Source organism: Micromonospora sp. NPDC049580 (genome assembly GCF_040675595.1).
Lineage (GTDB): Bacteria > Actinomycetota > Actinomycetes > Mycobacteriales > Micromonosporaceae > Micromonospora.
Genome location: NZ_JBFAPG010000011.1, coordinates 19,572 through 33,210, shown reverse-complemented (window position 1 = coordinate 33,210; position 13,639 = coordinate 19,572). Strand labels below are relative to the sequence as shown.

At 64.4% G+C, this 13,639-nt stretch carries 12 protein-coding genes, 1 other RNA gene and 2 pseudogenes; 6 read left to right on the top strand and 9 right to left on the bottom strand.

Going from position 1 to position 13,639, the window contains the following annotated elements; genetic code table 11:
- Positions 1–129: pseudogene (locus AB0J68_RS02145) on the bottom strand (sulfite exporter TauE/SafE family protein); the annotation flags it as partial.
- A gap of 127 nt (positions 130–256) precedes the next feature.
- Between AB0J68_RS02145 and rnpB the strand changes: the two are divergent.
- Positions 257–672: RNase P RNA component class A (rnpB, locus tag AB0J68_RS02140), an RNA gene on the top strand.
- Positions 673–1,219: 547 nt separating this feature from the next.
- Here the strand turns inward: rnpB and AB0J68_RS02135 are convergent.
- From AB0J68_RS02135 to AB0J68_RS02120, 4 genes and pseudogenes are all read right to left on the bottom strand, one after another.
- Positions 1,220–2,350 (bottom strand): hypothetical protein, encoded by a 1,131-nt coding sequence (locus tag AB0J68_RS02135; protein WP_355064281.1) that lies wholly within the window; start codon positions 2,348–2,350, stop codon positions 1,220–1,222.
- A 70-nt stretch (positions 2,351–2,420) separates the two neighbouring features.
- Positions 2,421–2,909, bottom strand: a complete 489-nt coding sequence (locus tag AB0J68_RS02130) for a GNAT family N-acetyltransferase (RefSeq protein WP_355064350.1) — start codon at positions 2,907–2,909, stop codon at positions 2,421–2,423.
- Positions 2,910–3,486: 577 nt separating this feature from the next.
- Positions 3,487–4,335, bottom strand: a complete 849-nt coding sequence (locus tag AB0J68_RS02125) for an IS3 family transposase (RefSeq protein WP_363935542.1) — start codon at positions 4,333–4,335, stop codon at positions 3,487–3,489.
- Positions 4,332–4,619: pseudogene (locus AB0J68_RS02120) on the bottom strand (transposase); the annotation flags it as partial. The pseudogene AB0J68_RS02120 and the gene AB0J68_RS02125, both read right to left, overlap by 4 nt.
- Before the next feature lie 154 nt (positions 4,620–4,773).
- Here AB0J68_RS02120 and AB0J68_RS02115 point away from each other — a divergent pair.
- The 3 genes from AB0J68_RS02115 (at position 4,774) to AB0J68_RS02105 (ending at position 8,434) form a co-directional block, all read left to right on the top strand.
- A complete protein-coding gene (locus tag AB0J68_RS02115; RefSeq protein ID WP_355064285.1) occupies positions 4,774–5,007 on the top strand; it encodes a hypothetical protein in 234 nt (77 codons plus the stop codon).
- Between the two features lie 319 nt (positions 5,008–5,326).
- On the top strand, positions 5,327–7,000 hold the full coding sequence (locus AB0J68_RS02110; protein WP_355064287.1) for a DUF6119 family protein: 1,674 nt from the start codon (positions 5,327–5,329) through the stop codon (positions 6,998–7,000).
- Positions 7,001–7,903: 903 nt separating this feature from the next.
- Positions 7,904–8,434, top strand: coding sequence for a hypothetical protein (locus AB0J68_RS02105; RefSeq protein WP_355064291.1), 531 nt, complete (start codon positions 7,904–7,906; stop codon positions 8,432–8,434).
- Positions 8,435–8,527: 93 nt separating this feature from the next.
- Here AB0J68_RS02105 and AB0J68_RS02100 read toward each other — a convergent pair whose 3' ends face one another.
- The 3 genes from AB0J68_RS02100 to AB0J68_RS02090 all read right to left on the bottom strand — a co-directional run bounded on the left by AB0J68_RS02100 (position 8,528) and on the right by AB0J68_RS02090 (position 9,820).
- Positions 8,528–8,719 carry a DUF397 domain-containing protein gene (locus AB0J68_RS02100; RefSeq protein ID WP_355064293.1) on the bottom strand — a complete coding sequence of 64 codons (192 nt, stop codon included), beginning with the start codon at positions 8,717–8,719 and terminating at the stop codon, positions 8,528–8,530.
- A 116-nt stretch (positions 8,720–8,835) separates the two neighbouring features.
- Positions 8,836–9,027: a DUF397 domain-containing protein gene (locus tag AB0J68_RS02095; protein ID WP_355064295.1), complete on the bottom strand. Its 192-nt coding sequence runs from the start codon at positions 9,025–9,027 to the stop codon at positions 8,836–8,838.
- Positions 9,014–9,820, bottom strand: coding sequence for a helix-turn-helix transcriptional regulator (locus AB0J68_RS02090; RefSeq protein WP_355064297.1), 807 nt, complete (start codon positions 9,818–9,820; stop codon positions 9,014–9,016). Before AB0J68_RS02090 ends, AB0J68_RS02095 begins: the two co-directional genes overlap by 14 nt.
- A 275-nt stretch (positions 9,821–10,095) precedes the next feature.
- Between AB0J68_RS02090 and AB0J68_RS02085 the strand changes: the two genes are divergently transcribed.
- Entirely contained in the window at positions 10,096–10,368 is a 273-nt protein-coding gene (locus AB0J68_RS02085; RefSeq protein ID WP_355064351.1) for a hypothetical protein, read from the top strand.
- On the top strand, positions 10,365–10,631 hold the full coding sequence (locus tag AB0J68_RS02080; protein ID WP_355064299.1) for a hypothetical protein: 267 nt from the start codon (positions 10,365–10,367) through the stop codon (positions 10,629–10,631). Before AB0J68_RS02085 ends, AB0J68_RS02080 begins: the two co-directional genes overlap by 4 nt.
- A gap of 68 nt (positions 10,632–10,699) precedes the next feature.
- Here the strand turns inward: AB0J68_RS02080 and AB0J68_RS02075 are convergent, their stop codons facing one another.
- Positions 10,700–13,495 (bottom strand): TIM-barrel domain-containing protein, encoded by a 2,796-nt coding sequence (locus AB0J68_RS02075; RefSeq protein ID WP_363935537.1) that lies wholly within the window; start codon positions 13,493–13,495, stop codon positions 10,700–10,702.
- Between the last annotated feature and the right edge of the window lie 144 nt (positions 13,496–13,639).

Below are 13,639 nucleotides of genomic sequence, written 5' to 3'. Positions count from 1 at the left end.
TGATCGCGGTCGGGTTGCCGCCGCGATCATCGCCGGGAAGGTGATCAGCGAACCGCCACCGGCCACCGCGTTGACCGTGCCAGCGGCGAGACCGGCGGCGAGCAGCAGCGCGGCGTGGGAGAGATCCATAGCCCCACGAGGCTAGCCGCCGCCTTTTAGGCTGGCGTCGCCGGATCGCCTATGAGCTGCCCGATCTTGCCCAGGCGGGGCGGCAATACTGGAAGAGCGTCCGTCGTTAGGATGGGAGCGCGACGGACGAGTCGACCGGGCGGTCGCGTCGGCGGGCTCCGGCCCGCCGCCGAGGAACGTCCGGACTCCACAGGGCAGGGTGGTTGTTAACGGCAACCCGGGGCGACCCGCGGGACAGTGCCACAGAAAACAGACCGCCGACCCCAACGGGGACGGTAAGGGTGAAACGGTGGGGTAAGAGCCCACCAGCACCCCGGGTGACCGGGGTGGCTCGGTAAACCCCACCCGGAGCAAGGCCAAGCAAGGGCCGTCACCGCAAGATGACGACCCGGCGCAGACGCTTGAGGGCTGCCCGCCCGATGTCTGCGGGTAGGCCGCTAGAGCCTGCCGGCAACGGCAGGCCGAGATGGATGGCCGCCGCCGGCGCAAACCCCTCGGGGTACGCGCCGCGCACAGAATCCGGCGTACAGGTCGACTCGTCCGTCGCCCACCAGCTCAGAGACCTGATCAAGGCTTGAGCTGGTTCGATGTTGAGGCGTCATTCATGGTCAAACGTCGGGCGGCATCCGGTGCCCTGGAGACGCCCTGAGGGTCGACTGAGTCGAACCTCGTCTCAGATCGGGCTGGCTGTGCCGTCGTGGGTCATCTTCAGGCCCCCGCTTGATAGTCCCCGAGTCGGGCAGCAGCTGTGGGGGAGGGGCGGGAACGTCCCGCCGGTGGAGATGGCGCCGCGACCTGTGATCCAGCGGCAAGCCAGTCCCAGGGTGGGACTGGCGCGGCAGACGGCGCCCTGTCGGCCTCAGTTCTGTTCAAGAGTGTGCCCGATGAAGTTGATGAGCGGAGTGCAACCTATCCCCAACGCCCGCCGGCTCACACTGAGGTTAAGGGGCCGTGTGACCGGATGAACGGACCTCCACCCTATGGCCGGGTCGCCTGCTCCTGTCGTGCTACCTGGTCCGCCTGATGAGCCAGGGCTGGTCCATCCCTGCCGACAGGCTCGACAAAGAGATTGCCAGTACCCGGCCTGAGGCTAGCCATTTCTGTATCTGCGGCTCCGGTATATCTTCTGCTCCACTCCGCGCGCCCACTTGGGCAACTTCTTCAGAAGAGGGATGTATCGCAGAGCCGGTGCAGCAAATTTGCTAGCAATTAGCAGAGTGCCGGCGCCGCCGCCGAGGAGCAGCAGATGACTGCGCATCGCCGTCCAGGTCCCACTGAATGCCCTAAAGAGGTAGCTCCGCTCAAATGTAACCGGGTCCTGGGTAAGAAACAGGAGAACGGAAACGAAGAGAGCTGCGGTCATAGCCGTCCGCATGACCGAACCACCGCGAGCTCTCGAAAACGCCGCAAAGGACCGGAACTCGTTATCTCGAGAAACTACGCCCTTGCTTCGCCAGAAGTAGACGAGGACCTTGCTTTTGCTGAACAGGTTTATCGCACGATCGAGATATGGTTCCCACACGAGGCCCTCGAGAATTCGCGTGTAGTGCATCTCGGGCGCCTGCTGGTAGCTCTGCAGTGAGGCAGGCACTACGGCAAGACAGTTGACATGCTGCACGTCCACGACCAGATGTGACCAGTCAAGGTCCGATGAAACCGCAACCGTCTCGCGGAGCTCATTTACTCGCATATCGAGAAGTGCGCCCGCACGGCGGTGTCCGAGGCGGTGCCAAGTCCACATCCGCCCAGGGTTCCTGACCGGAAGGCGAAATCTGAGGTAAACCTCCTCCTCTGCCTCTATCGCTCGAGCCGGGAAAATCTCCCACAGTGAGAACTCTGCCGTGCTTATCTTCGAGTCGCGAACGCATTTTCTTGTGTCGAGTGACATAAGGATCATCGGCCCATCACCGTCGTCGTAGACCCGCTCTCCGTTCCCGTCTGTGGCAACACTGACGGCCGTATTGCCGAAGACAAGATTCAGGTCTGCGGTGCGATTCAGCATCCGGGGAATTACGTCTGTCAACTCCCCTTCAGCGGTTCCGAAAGGTACGGCGATCCGGAAGGAGTCCAACGCTGAGGAGGATGGTCTTACCTTCAAGCCGATGTCACACAAGAACAAGGACCTGCGAAATAGGCCCGGCAGGCACCACAGATTGATGTCAAGCTTGCAGACTTCGAATGCAGGTGGCCTGGGATGGCGGACGACCGCGAAGAAGCCCATTAAGCTTCACCTTCGAAGAACCGAGGGGTGTAGCCGAGCGTGAGGGCACTCGACGGGGGGTGCAGGTGCCTTACTTTAGTTCGGCGTTGTCAAGCATGGAAGGTGTTGCGAAGTCCGCCGCCGCGAGCTGCTCCGCCAGTGACCACTGCAGGACAAGCTCATCCTCGCCAAAGCCGTATCTGTTCAACTCAAGAGAAGCTTGGTCAAAGCCGAACGGTACCAGAAGTGAGCGTACGCTCGCGGAGTGCTGGTTCCGCACTGTCAGAAATCCGACTTCCGTCTCTTCTCGAGCCCATCTGCAAAGACAATTCTGCACCAAACGACGGCCCACGCCTCTTCGGCGCATTGTCGGGTCAACCCAGAGCGTGCTGAGCTTGAAGCGGTCCGGGCCCTTTGGCGTTTCAACCGCTACCCCGACCAGATGTTGGCCTCCGGCACGCCCGAGGGCTACGGCGACGGTGCACCTAGCTTGCCCGTCTAGAACCTCGCCTAGCCTCCGGAAGAGTTGCTGGTCCCCCTGAGGATAGAGCTGCCTCACTGTGGGTCCTACCGACTGCATGACTGGCAGCAGATCGATGCCTTGAAGTGGCCGGATCAGGATGTCGTAGCAGGGCAGTTGGGCCAGCGAGGCATCGGGGGCGGTAGCGATAGCATCGACCAGAGGGGTTTGGGCGACTTTGGGCGTAACGGCCGAGACAGTGCCGTTTGGGCGGTGACCTGGAAAGAGTGCCACCGCTACCCCCTAACCATTCCGGTAGCCTCTGGTTGCCCGCGGCTAACGACTGCATGCCGCACGGCGATGTGCGCGCTGCCTAAAGATCGCGTCCGAAGGACGGCACCGTACCATGCCCGCGTTAACGGCAGCTACCACCCACAGTCGAGGCCTACCCGTAGTGCTGGCGTCCAAACAGAGCAGGGTTTGCGGCTCAACGCGGCATCCGCGACCTCAAGCGTACCCAACCTTGGTAAACGACCCGGTCCTTCGACGGAAACGCGCCTATCGGTCAAAGCTGGAATCCGAGGTGCGAATGAGTTCCCCCGCTTTGATGGAGCGGTGGTTACCTGCTCCCGGCTGGTGCAGGGATGGCGATAGGTGGCTCGGAGGGTTGCGTCTGGCGGCTGTGCCAGGCGGTCTCCTACTCGTCCGGGCTGAGGTAGCCCAGTTCCTTCTGGATGCGGCGGGTGTTGTACCAGCCGTCGATGTAGGCGAAGATCGCGTTCTCGGCCTCGTCGCGGGTCCGCCAGCTCGTGCGGTAGACGAGTTCGATCTTCAGCGTGGACCAGAAGTTCTCCATCAGGGCGTTGTCGTAGGAGTCGCCGACGGAGCCCATCGACGGCAGGATCCCGTTGTCCTGTAAGCGTTCCGCGAAGCGAAACGACGTGTAGTTCGACCCACGGTCCGAGTGGTGGATCAGTTGGCCGTCGCGGACGTCGCGGGACCAGATGCCGTATTCGAGGGCGGCGAGGATCAGGTCGGTGTCGCAGCGGTCGGAGGTCTTCCCGCCGACGGTCCGGCGGGAGAACGCATCCCGGACCGCGGCGAGCCAGAACACGCCCTCGCCGCAGGGGATGCGGGTGGGGTCGGCGACCCAGAGCCGGTTCGGCCCGGCGGCGGTGAACTGCCGGTTGACCAGATCTGGCGCCGGCGTGTGCCGTGGATCCTGCCGGGTGGAGCCGCCGCGCCAGCCTCGACGCAGGAACGCACCCTGCCAGCCGTGGGCCGCCATCAACCGCTCGACCCGCTTGCGACCCACACCGATGCCGTCACGGCGTAGCTGCCGGTGCACCCGGTCCGCGCCGTAGGTGCGTCCGGAGGTCTCCCAGATCTCGTAGATGTTCGACAACAGGCCCAGGTCGACCACGTCGCGGTCGCAGGGCTGCTCGGCCTGCCTGACCCACGCGTAGTAGGTCGAGGCGCCGATGTTCAGGACCCGTAGCAGGAGCGCGACCGCGAATTGGTCACGGTGTTCATAAATGAACGTCATGACCGTCGCCGGGTCGGGTCGAGCTCCGCCGCGAAATACGCGCTCGCCGCTTTCAGGATCTCGTTCGCCCGCCGCAGCTCGGTGACTTCTCTGCGCAGCTGGCGGTTCTCCTCAGCCATCTTGCTGGTCGGCCGGTCGTGACGCTCGCCGGCGTCGGCCTCGGCTTGGCGGATCCAGTTCCGCAATGCCTCGTGATGCACGCCCAGCTGCTCGGCCAGGCGCCGGATCACCGGCTTCGGGTCCGACTCGCGGTACAAGCGCACAGCGCGGACGTAGCTCGTCGGGGTACTTCTTCGGTGCTGCCACGGACGACTTCCTCCCCATGGCCATCAGGCCATGGTCAAGAAGCTCCATAAAGCGGGGGTGGCTCAGAAGCCCTGACGCACGACCGGACCGACCGGCTGGCTTCCGTAGCGGTCTTGGTGGTCCCATTCGTGGATGAGGTGGGACGAGTGCGTGCTGGAGGTGCTGGAGCACCTGGGGGAGATGGGTCTGGTCGGGCTGGTCAAGATTGACGGGGAGCGGGAGCGCAAGCCCTGGACCGTGGTGATCTCGGGTCAGGGGCTCGACGGCGCGTCGATCAGGGTCGACGGCCACAGCCTCGACTACTGCCTGAAGGATGCGGTCGCCGCGCTTCATGAGCGCTTCCCGGACGAACTCGCGCTGCGCTGAGATCCGACCGTGGGGGCGGTTTCCCGGCGGCTTGCCGCCGGCCGGGCTTGCCGCCCGCACCGCGCGGAGCGCGGTGCCTTGATCTACAACAGGCCTATTCGGCAATTCCTCGCCCAGGATGGATGCCCCAGGATGGATGACCAGGGCGGATCGGTGGGGTGGACTTGTCCGCTGGCTCCATTGCCACAGCGCGGTTGTGCGTTTGGCGTTGGCGAGCCGTCAAGAGCGCCGTCATTAATCCGACTGAAGGGCGATCGCATCCTTCACCGACTACGACTGGTCCGTTAGCCTGGCCTATTCCTTGTCGTTGGGAGGGGAAGTGGATCTAGTCCTATTCAAGCTTCGCGATGATCTCGACGAGGGTGATTGGGGTCTCAGGGCTGTGGTCGACGAGGAATATAAGCCAGTCCCCGTCAAGGAGATAGTTGGCCTAGAGATCGGCCTGTACGTTAAGACTGCCAAGGTTAATGTACCCAAATGGCAGAAAGACTTGATGCTTTTGGCGCTCGACCAGACTGCAGAGGAAATAATTGGGCTCAAGAATCAGAGCACAGGGGCGGTAGTCCGAATAGAGCGAAGCGGCCACCGCTTCCTGCTCGTCTACGGCACAGGTCGTCACGCGGTTGATTCAAGTTCGATTGAGGCTGGATTTGGCCTGAGGGTGGCGGCGAATGTAGTTGACCCTGAAGCGCTGAGGGGTGTAGATACACGGGCGATCGTCGGCTCGGGACGAAGTCAAGTTATCTCGATGCCGTCGGCTGGCTCTCTGCACAAGCTTGGCATCGAACCCACCGCTGATCTCGTTCGATACTTAGAAGGAAAGCCACCAGAAGAGCTTGGCACGGGTGTGGCGGGGGGTGATTCCCTACGGCTCACGATGAAGTCCTTTAGTTATAGATCGTTGCCGGAGAAGCTTGATGAAGTAATCGCGGCGTATGATTCGCGGGAGTACAAAGAGAAGTTTCCGTTCTTGGATTACTTTACTCGCGTTCCCCGCACAAGAGGCGAACTCCACTTGAAACTTAAAGCGGAGTTGGATAAGAAGATCCTGTCGGGTGGCGAGGACATCGAATTTATGAATCCCGACTCGGATCGGCTGGCCAGGCCTGATCGTGTTCTTCTTAAATGGGGTCGCAAGTCTTACCAAGTTCAAGGTGAGATAAACAAGGATGCCGTCTTGGGGGCCGTTTCTCAATGGGACATCCCCGATCCGATGGCATCAGTTCAAGTTCATGCCTTTTACGAGGGCGTCGAGAAGCCTGTTAAGACCTCGCTCATGCCCTACGTTGTGGCAGAGGTGGAGCTAGGCGAGGGGATTTATGCGCCATGCGCTGGCGCATGGTATCGCATCGATAGAGACCACCTTGCGGGCCTGCAGGAACGGATCCGGCGAATTCCTGACCTGACTGAAGAATTGTCGCTGCGCTCCTGGTTTGCTGGAGCGGAAGATGAAGGCGATTACAATCTCGAGGCGTTGGGTAGTAACATCGACCACGTGGTTTTGGATCAGTCCCTTTTCTACAGCAAAGGAGGAAGGAATCTAAAAGTAGAAATTTGCGATCTGCTGACGCGTCGCAAGGAGCTGATTTGTGTGAAGAAAATGAAAGAGTCCTCGCCTACGCTTTCTCACCTTTTTGCGCAGGGTGCGGTTTCGGCTCGACTCTTTAGTGACAGTAGGCAGTATCAGAGCGCTGTTCTACAACACTTCAACAAAATGGCTCAGGCTGCCAGGGTGGGAGCCTTGGGGGACTGGAAGATTGTTTTTGCAATAGCTACTGACAAGCCTGGAAAGCTTGCGGATTCACTGTTCTTTTTCAGCAAGGTCAATCTTGACCTTGCTGAGCGTGCTATCCGTGGCGCTGGACTGGGTGTCGCGCTAGCGAAGATCGATCTTGTTAAGCCTGGGGTGGTCCCATCCACCCGTCGGAGTGCAGGTAAAGACAGGGTGATACGTCGTGGTGACGATCGCAGCGAAAGACCGCGGCTCTTTTAGGGGCGCAAATAGCTCGATGGTTGGAATTTGCTCATCTTCGAAGCCAGCGGTGGTGGATCGCAATCGGGTCGAGCGGCGCGGCGGCACGTTAGGCGCGAAGATCCGGTGTGTGCTCCTAGCGGCCTGGATGGGAGTTGAGGCGGAGGGCCGGCGAGTACAGTTCAGGTTGGTCCATCTCCCGGTGCCTTGAGGGCTTCAAACTGCTATTGGTGGGGCTTTTCGTTGTCCAATGGCAGTATCTGCACGCCCTTTCTAAGAGCAAACAACTCCCTGCGGGCTATAGCTTCGCCTTCTTGGTGCAGTTGGTAGCCCGTCAAGCCACACCCACCCGTCATAAGTGTGGAGATCCCTGCGGATTTTAATCAGGCGGCAGAGGATCGGTTGTGCGAACTGTGGGCTTGCTGAAGTGGTCAGATACAACACGTCACCGGCCTTCACGTCGGCTCTTCCGGTACCTCCAGGCGCGTAGGGTCTCGCCGGCCGCCGTCAGTCGCGGGCATCCGTCGTCAGAGCACTTCGAGCAGACTGACCGGTGATGGAAGTCGATGACGTAGCCAGCCATCAGGACGGGGAACGAGGGCTCTGGCTGCCGCTGAGGAGTCAGCATGGTTCACCGCTGGTTGAGGCGCTTGAGGGCCTGCGACGAGCGCCAGGCGGCGGCCACGGTCATCAAGGGCTGCTCTGGGACCGGGACAGAGGCCTCCTCGACGAGGACTGACGACGGGTGGTGCGTCAGCTCCAGGCTCTCAGCTGCCACCTCGGCAGTTCTGTCGAGGTGGCAGAGGAAGGTGCTCGACAACCTGTTCGGGCTACAGACCGGGGGTCACTAATCGTCATCAGTCTGTGACGGAGTTGGGGTCGCAGGTTGACGCGGCGCTGCGACCGTCGGGCATGGCCGTTCAAATGCTGCTGAAGGCGCGGCGGCTCAGTGTCTTGCTGGCGGCTGCCATTCTCGTGCTGGCCGGGTTGACCGCTTGCACGCCTGAGATCAAAGGCGTTACCGGCGTGGGCGTGGATGCCGATGGGCAGCCCGTTGCGGTTTTGTCCTGGTGCGCGGACCGTCCGCCAGACGTTGTTATGTTCTTTGCCGAACGGGCGTCGATCTCGCCATCCCCGTCCGCCGTGGCGACTTCCACGAGCTGGCCCTACTGGCCGGGACGACGGTACGCCGTACCGCGTGCGGCGACCTCGCCGACGACGGTGCGTCTGGAGGGCTTCCCACGTGACCCGGCCCCCAGCCCGAACGCGGCCTTCCAGCTGTTCGGTGTCGCCAGCGACAGCAGCTTCACCTCGCGTTCGGTGACCTTCCGGCTTACTGAATTGGAAGACATGCGGCCCGGATCGGTTCTGATCACCGAAATTGTGGGCAACGGCGAGGTGCAGAGAAGCGTATCTGTCGATGAGTTCGCGAGTCTCGGAAAGGACGCATGCTGATCAGCGGTAGTGGGCCGCAGTTGTGTATGTGGGGAACCCGCCCGGTTTGTGGACTCCCCGATGCGCCGGGTGAGGCCGTAGTGCGTCGCGGCGCTACGGCCGCCCAGCGACCTGGGCGACGAACCTGGCCCAGGCTGCCGGGGTGAAGGTCAGTGCCGGACCGGCAGCGTCTTTCGAGTCGCGTACCGCCACGACACCGGGCAGGTTGCGCGCCACCTCGACGCAGTTGCCGCCGCTCGCGCCGCTGCGGGTGGACTTGCGCCACCGGGCGTTACTGAGGTCCATGATGGCTCTCAACTTCCTTCAGCAGGTGGACTAACGGCGCGGTAGCGCGGCGATTTGAGCCATGGTCGAACGCGGCGCATTGATCCGGCGCAAAGGGCTCGCGCGCCTGACTATAGTTACGGCCGCCCGGCGACCTGGGCGACGAACGCCCGCCAGGCTGCCGGGGCGAAGGCCAGGATCGGGCCCGCAGGATCCTTGCTGTCTCGGACACCGATGACGCCGGGCAGGTTGTCAGCAACTTCGACGCAGTTGCCCCCCGACGATCCGCTGCGCCGGGACTTGCGCCAGATGGCGTTAGTGAGGTCCATGGTGGCCGTGCACTTCCTTCATCAGCTCGTCGGACTGTCGGCGCGGGAGTGCTTCGTTCCGAACGTTCTCCCACCTCGCATGAAGAGTATGTAGCCCATCTTCGTTGTCGACCACGATCCCGCCCAGCTGATTTTCGAGGTGCCCGACCCAGGACCCGTCGCCAGCCCGCGCCAGCGCGAACGGCCCGGACAGCCCAATGTGGAGGCCGGCGCTTGCCGGGATCACGTGGATGTGAACGTGCGGCAGCTGGGCGACGGTGATGAGGTGGGCGACCTGTTCGGCCATGATGCCGGCGTGTTCGTCGCCCGCGCGGCGGAGCGTGGATTCGTCCAGCACAGCCACCACCTGCGGTGGGCTGTCGCCGGTGAGGATCTTGTGTCGACTCATGCGGGCGCTTACCTGCTGGTCGACCTCGGTGGCCGACATGAGGTCGTTCAAGCGCATCACGACATGGGCGTAGTTCTCGGTCTGAAGCAGGCCCGGGATCAGTAGCGGCTCGAAGAGACGAAGCTGCCGAGCGCCGCGCTCGGCGTCCAGCCACGGCAGAAACCACGACGGCGCGCCGAGTTTCACCACCAGGCGTCCGAACAGCCCGTCGTTGTTGAAGGCGCGGTCCGCTCCCCGAATGAAGTCCATCGTCAGCGCTCGGGTGCCGCTCTCCACGGCGCTGACATGCGAAGCGCTGAAGCCCGCCGCCCGGCCGAACGACTCCTGCGTCATCCCGGACGCTCCACGAGCACGGCGGATCTCGCTCACGATGAAGTCCGCGAGAGGACTCGGCACGTCAGCCATTCAACGCTCCTCAAATCGGAGATCGACTACCCGAGGTGCCACACGCCTGGAGCCTGTTCTGCCAGCTCCGGCCCGGACACCTGGAACACCTTCCGAGCGTAGTGGCCTTCACAGCAGAGTGTCACCAGGCGGCGCGGCTGGCAGGCCCACGAGATCCGGTGGTCGCGTGCGTAACGGGGCCGCTCCCGACGGGCGAGCACTCACGGGAGCGGCCCCTTCCCAACAGCACCCAGGGGAAGACCGTGCCCGACGACAAGTCCGAGAAGTTCGGGAAGATGAAGGCTGGCGACGTAATCCACCTGACCACCGCGGCGAGCGTGCAGTTCCTACGCCCGATCTTCGTACGCGTTATCCGCGAGTTGCCCGAGCGGCACACGTACGACGGGTGGGTCTGGATTGAAGGCTACGAGCTGAACGCGGCGGGCGACGCGGTCGCGCGGCGCGAGTTGTACGTGATGCGCGCGGGCGTACGGCTGCAACCCCTGCCCGCCGTACCAATCAAGCCCGTCAAACGCGGAGCGACCCGGCAGCCGGTGCGGGTCGGATGACCGTCCGCCCTCGCCCGCACCTGCCGATGCGTCCGGCGTGGCTGTGCCGCAACTGCGCCGCGCCCTGGCCGTGCGCCCCGGCCCAACTCGCCCTCGCCAACGAGTTCTACGGTCACTCCATTGCTCTGGCGTTCTACCTGGCCGCGTCGATGCACGACGCCATCGACGACGCGTACAACCTGGGGTTGCGCCCGGACCTGCCCACGCTGCACGCCCGCTTCCTCGGCTGGCTGTCGCTGGCCCGCCGACCCCGCCGACACTGAATCCAGCCCAATCAAACGAACCGGCCGGGCGGGGTTGCCCCCACCCGGCCGTCCGGATCTCTAAAAGTTCACTGCTTCTTGAACACCGGCATGGTGTCCAGCGTGGTGGTGATGTTCTGCGTGGTGCCGCCCCGGTACGTCTTCCCGGTGAAGATGTCGGTCCAGCTGTTGCCTGGCGGGAACCACACCGAGGTGGTGGCGGTGCTGCCGGGCGTCGTCACGGGTGCCACCAGGTAGTCCGGCCCGTAGAGGTACTCGGAACCGGCGGTGGCGTACGCGGCCTGCTCATTCGGGTACGCCAGGTACATGGAGCGGACGATTGGCGTACCCGTGCGGGTGGCCTCCTTCGCGGCGGCGTAGGTGTACGGCTGCAGTTCCTTACGCAGGTTGAGGAACTTCTTGGCCGACGCGTTCGCCGCCGGGCCGTACTGCCAGGGCAGCCGGTCGCTGTGGTTGGAGTGCAGCCGGTCGATCGGCTGGAACGTGCCGAACTGCACCCACCGGGCGTACAGGTCGTCGGGCAGCTTGGTGCTGCCCGGTTCGCTGCCCGGCTCCTGGAGGCCGCCGGTGTGCCCGCCGATGTCGTGGCTGACCGCGGCCAGTCCGGTCGCTGCCGACTCGCCCGGCGTGTAGCCGACCTCCATCTGCAGGGTCGACCAGTCGGAGGTGGTGTCGCCGGTGAAGTGCAGCGTGGTGCGCTTGTCGGCCCACGGGCCGGTCGCCACCGGGGTCGGGCTGCCGTAGCCGCCGGCCTGCAACGAGCCGTACGCCCGGGAGAACGCGAAGCCGGTCTTGTCGGCGTACTGCTGGTTGATCCACGCGTCCGCGGTCACCCCGGCGAGCGAGGACTTCGTGTTGTCGCAGCACCAGTCCAGCCACCACAGGTCCGGACCCTTGGTGCCCTTGGGCAGCATCTCGTCGTGCAGCTGCAGGTACGCCTTGAGCTGGTCCGGGTCGCCGAAGTCGAACGCGTAGCAGTCGGGGCCGCCGTTGCAGCCGACGCGCTGGAGCTTGCCCTTCGCGGTGGCCTGCGCCTGGGCGAACTTCGGGTCCGAGCCGAGGATGCTCGGGTGGATGTTGATGCCGGTGTGCAGGCCCTGCTTGCGGGCCCAGTCGAAGAACGCCTTCGGGTCGGGAATCCGGGTGGGGTCGATGCTCCAGCCGTTCCACTTGTCCGGCGCCTTGATGTCGGTGTCGAGGACAAGAACATCCATGGGTACGCCTTCGGCCTTCGCCCGGGCCACCAGGTCCTGGAATTCGGTCGCGGTGCGGTCGTAGTACTCGGAGTACCACACCCCGTACGCCCACTTGGGCAGCAGCTTCGTGGGGCCGGTCAGGGTCGACAGGTCCTTGAGGCCACGGGTGAAGTCCTGCCCGTACGCGAAGACGTAGCCGTCCTGCTCGGCGGCGGGCCGGGGCTTGGTGGTGCTCAGGGCCGAGGCCGAGTCGTCGAGCAGGTACCAGCCGTCCTGGTAGAGCAGGCCTGGAGCGGTGAGCGCCGCGCCGGTGACGCCGTCCAGACCCCGGCGGTAGCCGCCGAGCGGCGCGTGCGGGGCGAGCAGCGGGGCGTCCTTCCTCGTGACGGCGACCGTGTCGACGTTGACGTTGCAACTGGCGTCCGTGGGGCACCCCAGCGTCACCGTGTTGGTGCCACGGTCGAGGTGGACCGGGACGGAAGCGGTGTTCCAGTAGTCCCACCCGCTGGTCGGCGTAAGGGTCGCCGTGACCGGCGCCGCCGTTCCGGCCGTGACCGACATGGTGCGCGCCTGGCTCGGCTGGGCGCCGGCCTGGCCGTTGGCGTAGCGGATCTGCACCTGGTAGTCACCCGGGGACGGAACATCCGTCACGGTGAGCGCGACTGCCGACGTGGTGCTCTCCAGGCCGGCCAGGAACCCCGTACCGGATGCGCCGTTGTGGTCGTTCGCGGGCTTCGCGCCGCCGGTCAGCGCGCCGGTCTCGGCCTCTCCCAGCGTGCCGAATCGCAGGGAGTGCGGCTCGGGCGCGGCCGGCGCCGGGAACGGATCACCCGGGTTGACCACCGCGAGGCTGTCGATGTTCACATTGCCGGAGTCGTTGGGACCCCGCACGACGCTGATCTCATGCCGACCCGCGCTGAGGTCGACCGGCACGCTGGCCAGACCCCAGGTGTCCCAGTTCCCGGTGGGCGGCAGCGTCAACGTGCGGCCGGCGTCGCCGTCGACCTTGACCGTCAGGGTGCGGGCCACGTTCTGGCCGTCGCCGCCGGTGCTGTTGGCATAGCGAACGGAGAGCTGCTTCGTGCCGCCCTCCGGAGCGTCGAGCGCGAAGGTGACCGAGTCGCCGGACGAGGCGAAACCGGCCGCGAAGCCGCGCCCGGTGTATCCCCGGTGGTCGGTGGCCACGCCAGGGCCGTTCAACTGGAGCGATTCGGCCTCGCAGAGCGTGCCGAACGCGCAGGCCGGCGCGGTGTGGCCGGCCCAGGGCTGGCCCTGCACGAGCTGCTTGCCGGTCTTGAGCCGCACCGTCAGGTTGTCGGCGGTGAACGCGCCCGAGCCGACCTGGTACCGCAATGTCATCGCGCCGGTGTCGATGGTGAGCCAGCCGTGCTCGACGTGCTTCGTGAAACGCGTACGGGGGAAGTCGTCGCGCCCGATGGCGTTGAACGTGGCGGCGTCGGTGAACCTGCCGTCCTTCTGGTACTCGGTGCGGATCAGGGTGGGGGACAGCACCTCGAAACGTGCGTTGCCCGACCGTACGGCTGCGTCCTGCGCCTGGTGGTGGCTGGCCTGCGCCGGCCCGGGCGGAGCGAGCGCCAGCCCCGTGCTGAGAATGCCGACTGCGGCGGCTGCTGTCGCGCGGCGGCGCGGTGAGTTCCGATAGAGCAAGATGCGCTCCTCGTCTCATATGGAGGAAATAAGTCGTTGACAACGCTGTCACTCGCCGGAAACGCGTGTCAACGGGCCTCGGACGGTGTCCCTTCTCTCTTTCGCGCACCACCCGTGCATGACCACCAGCTCGCACGACGGCCG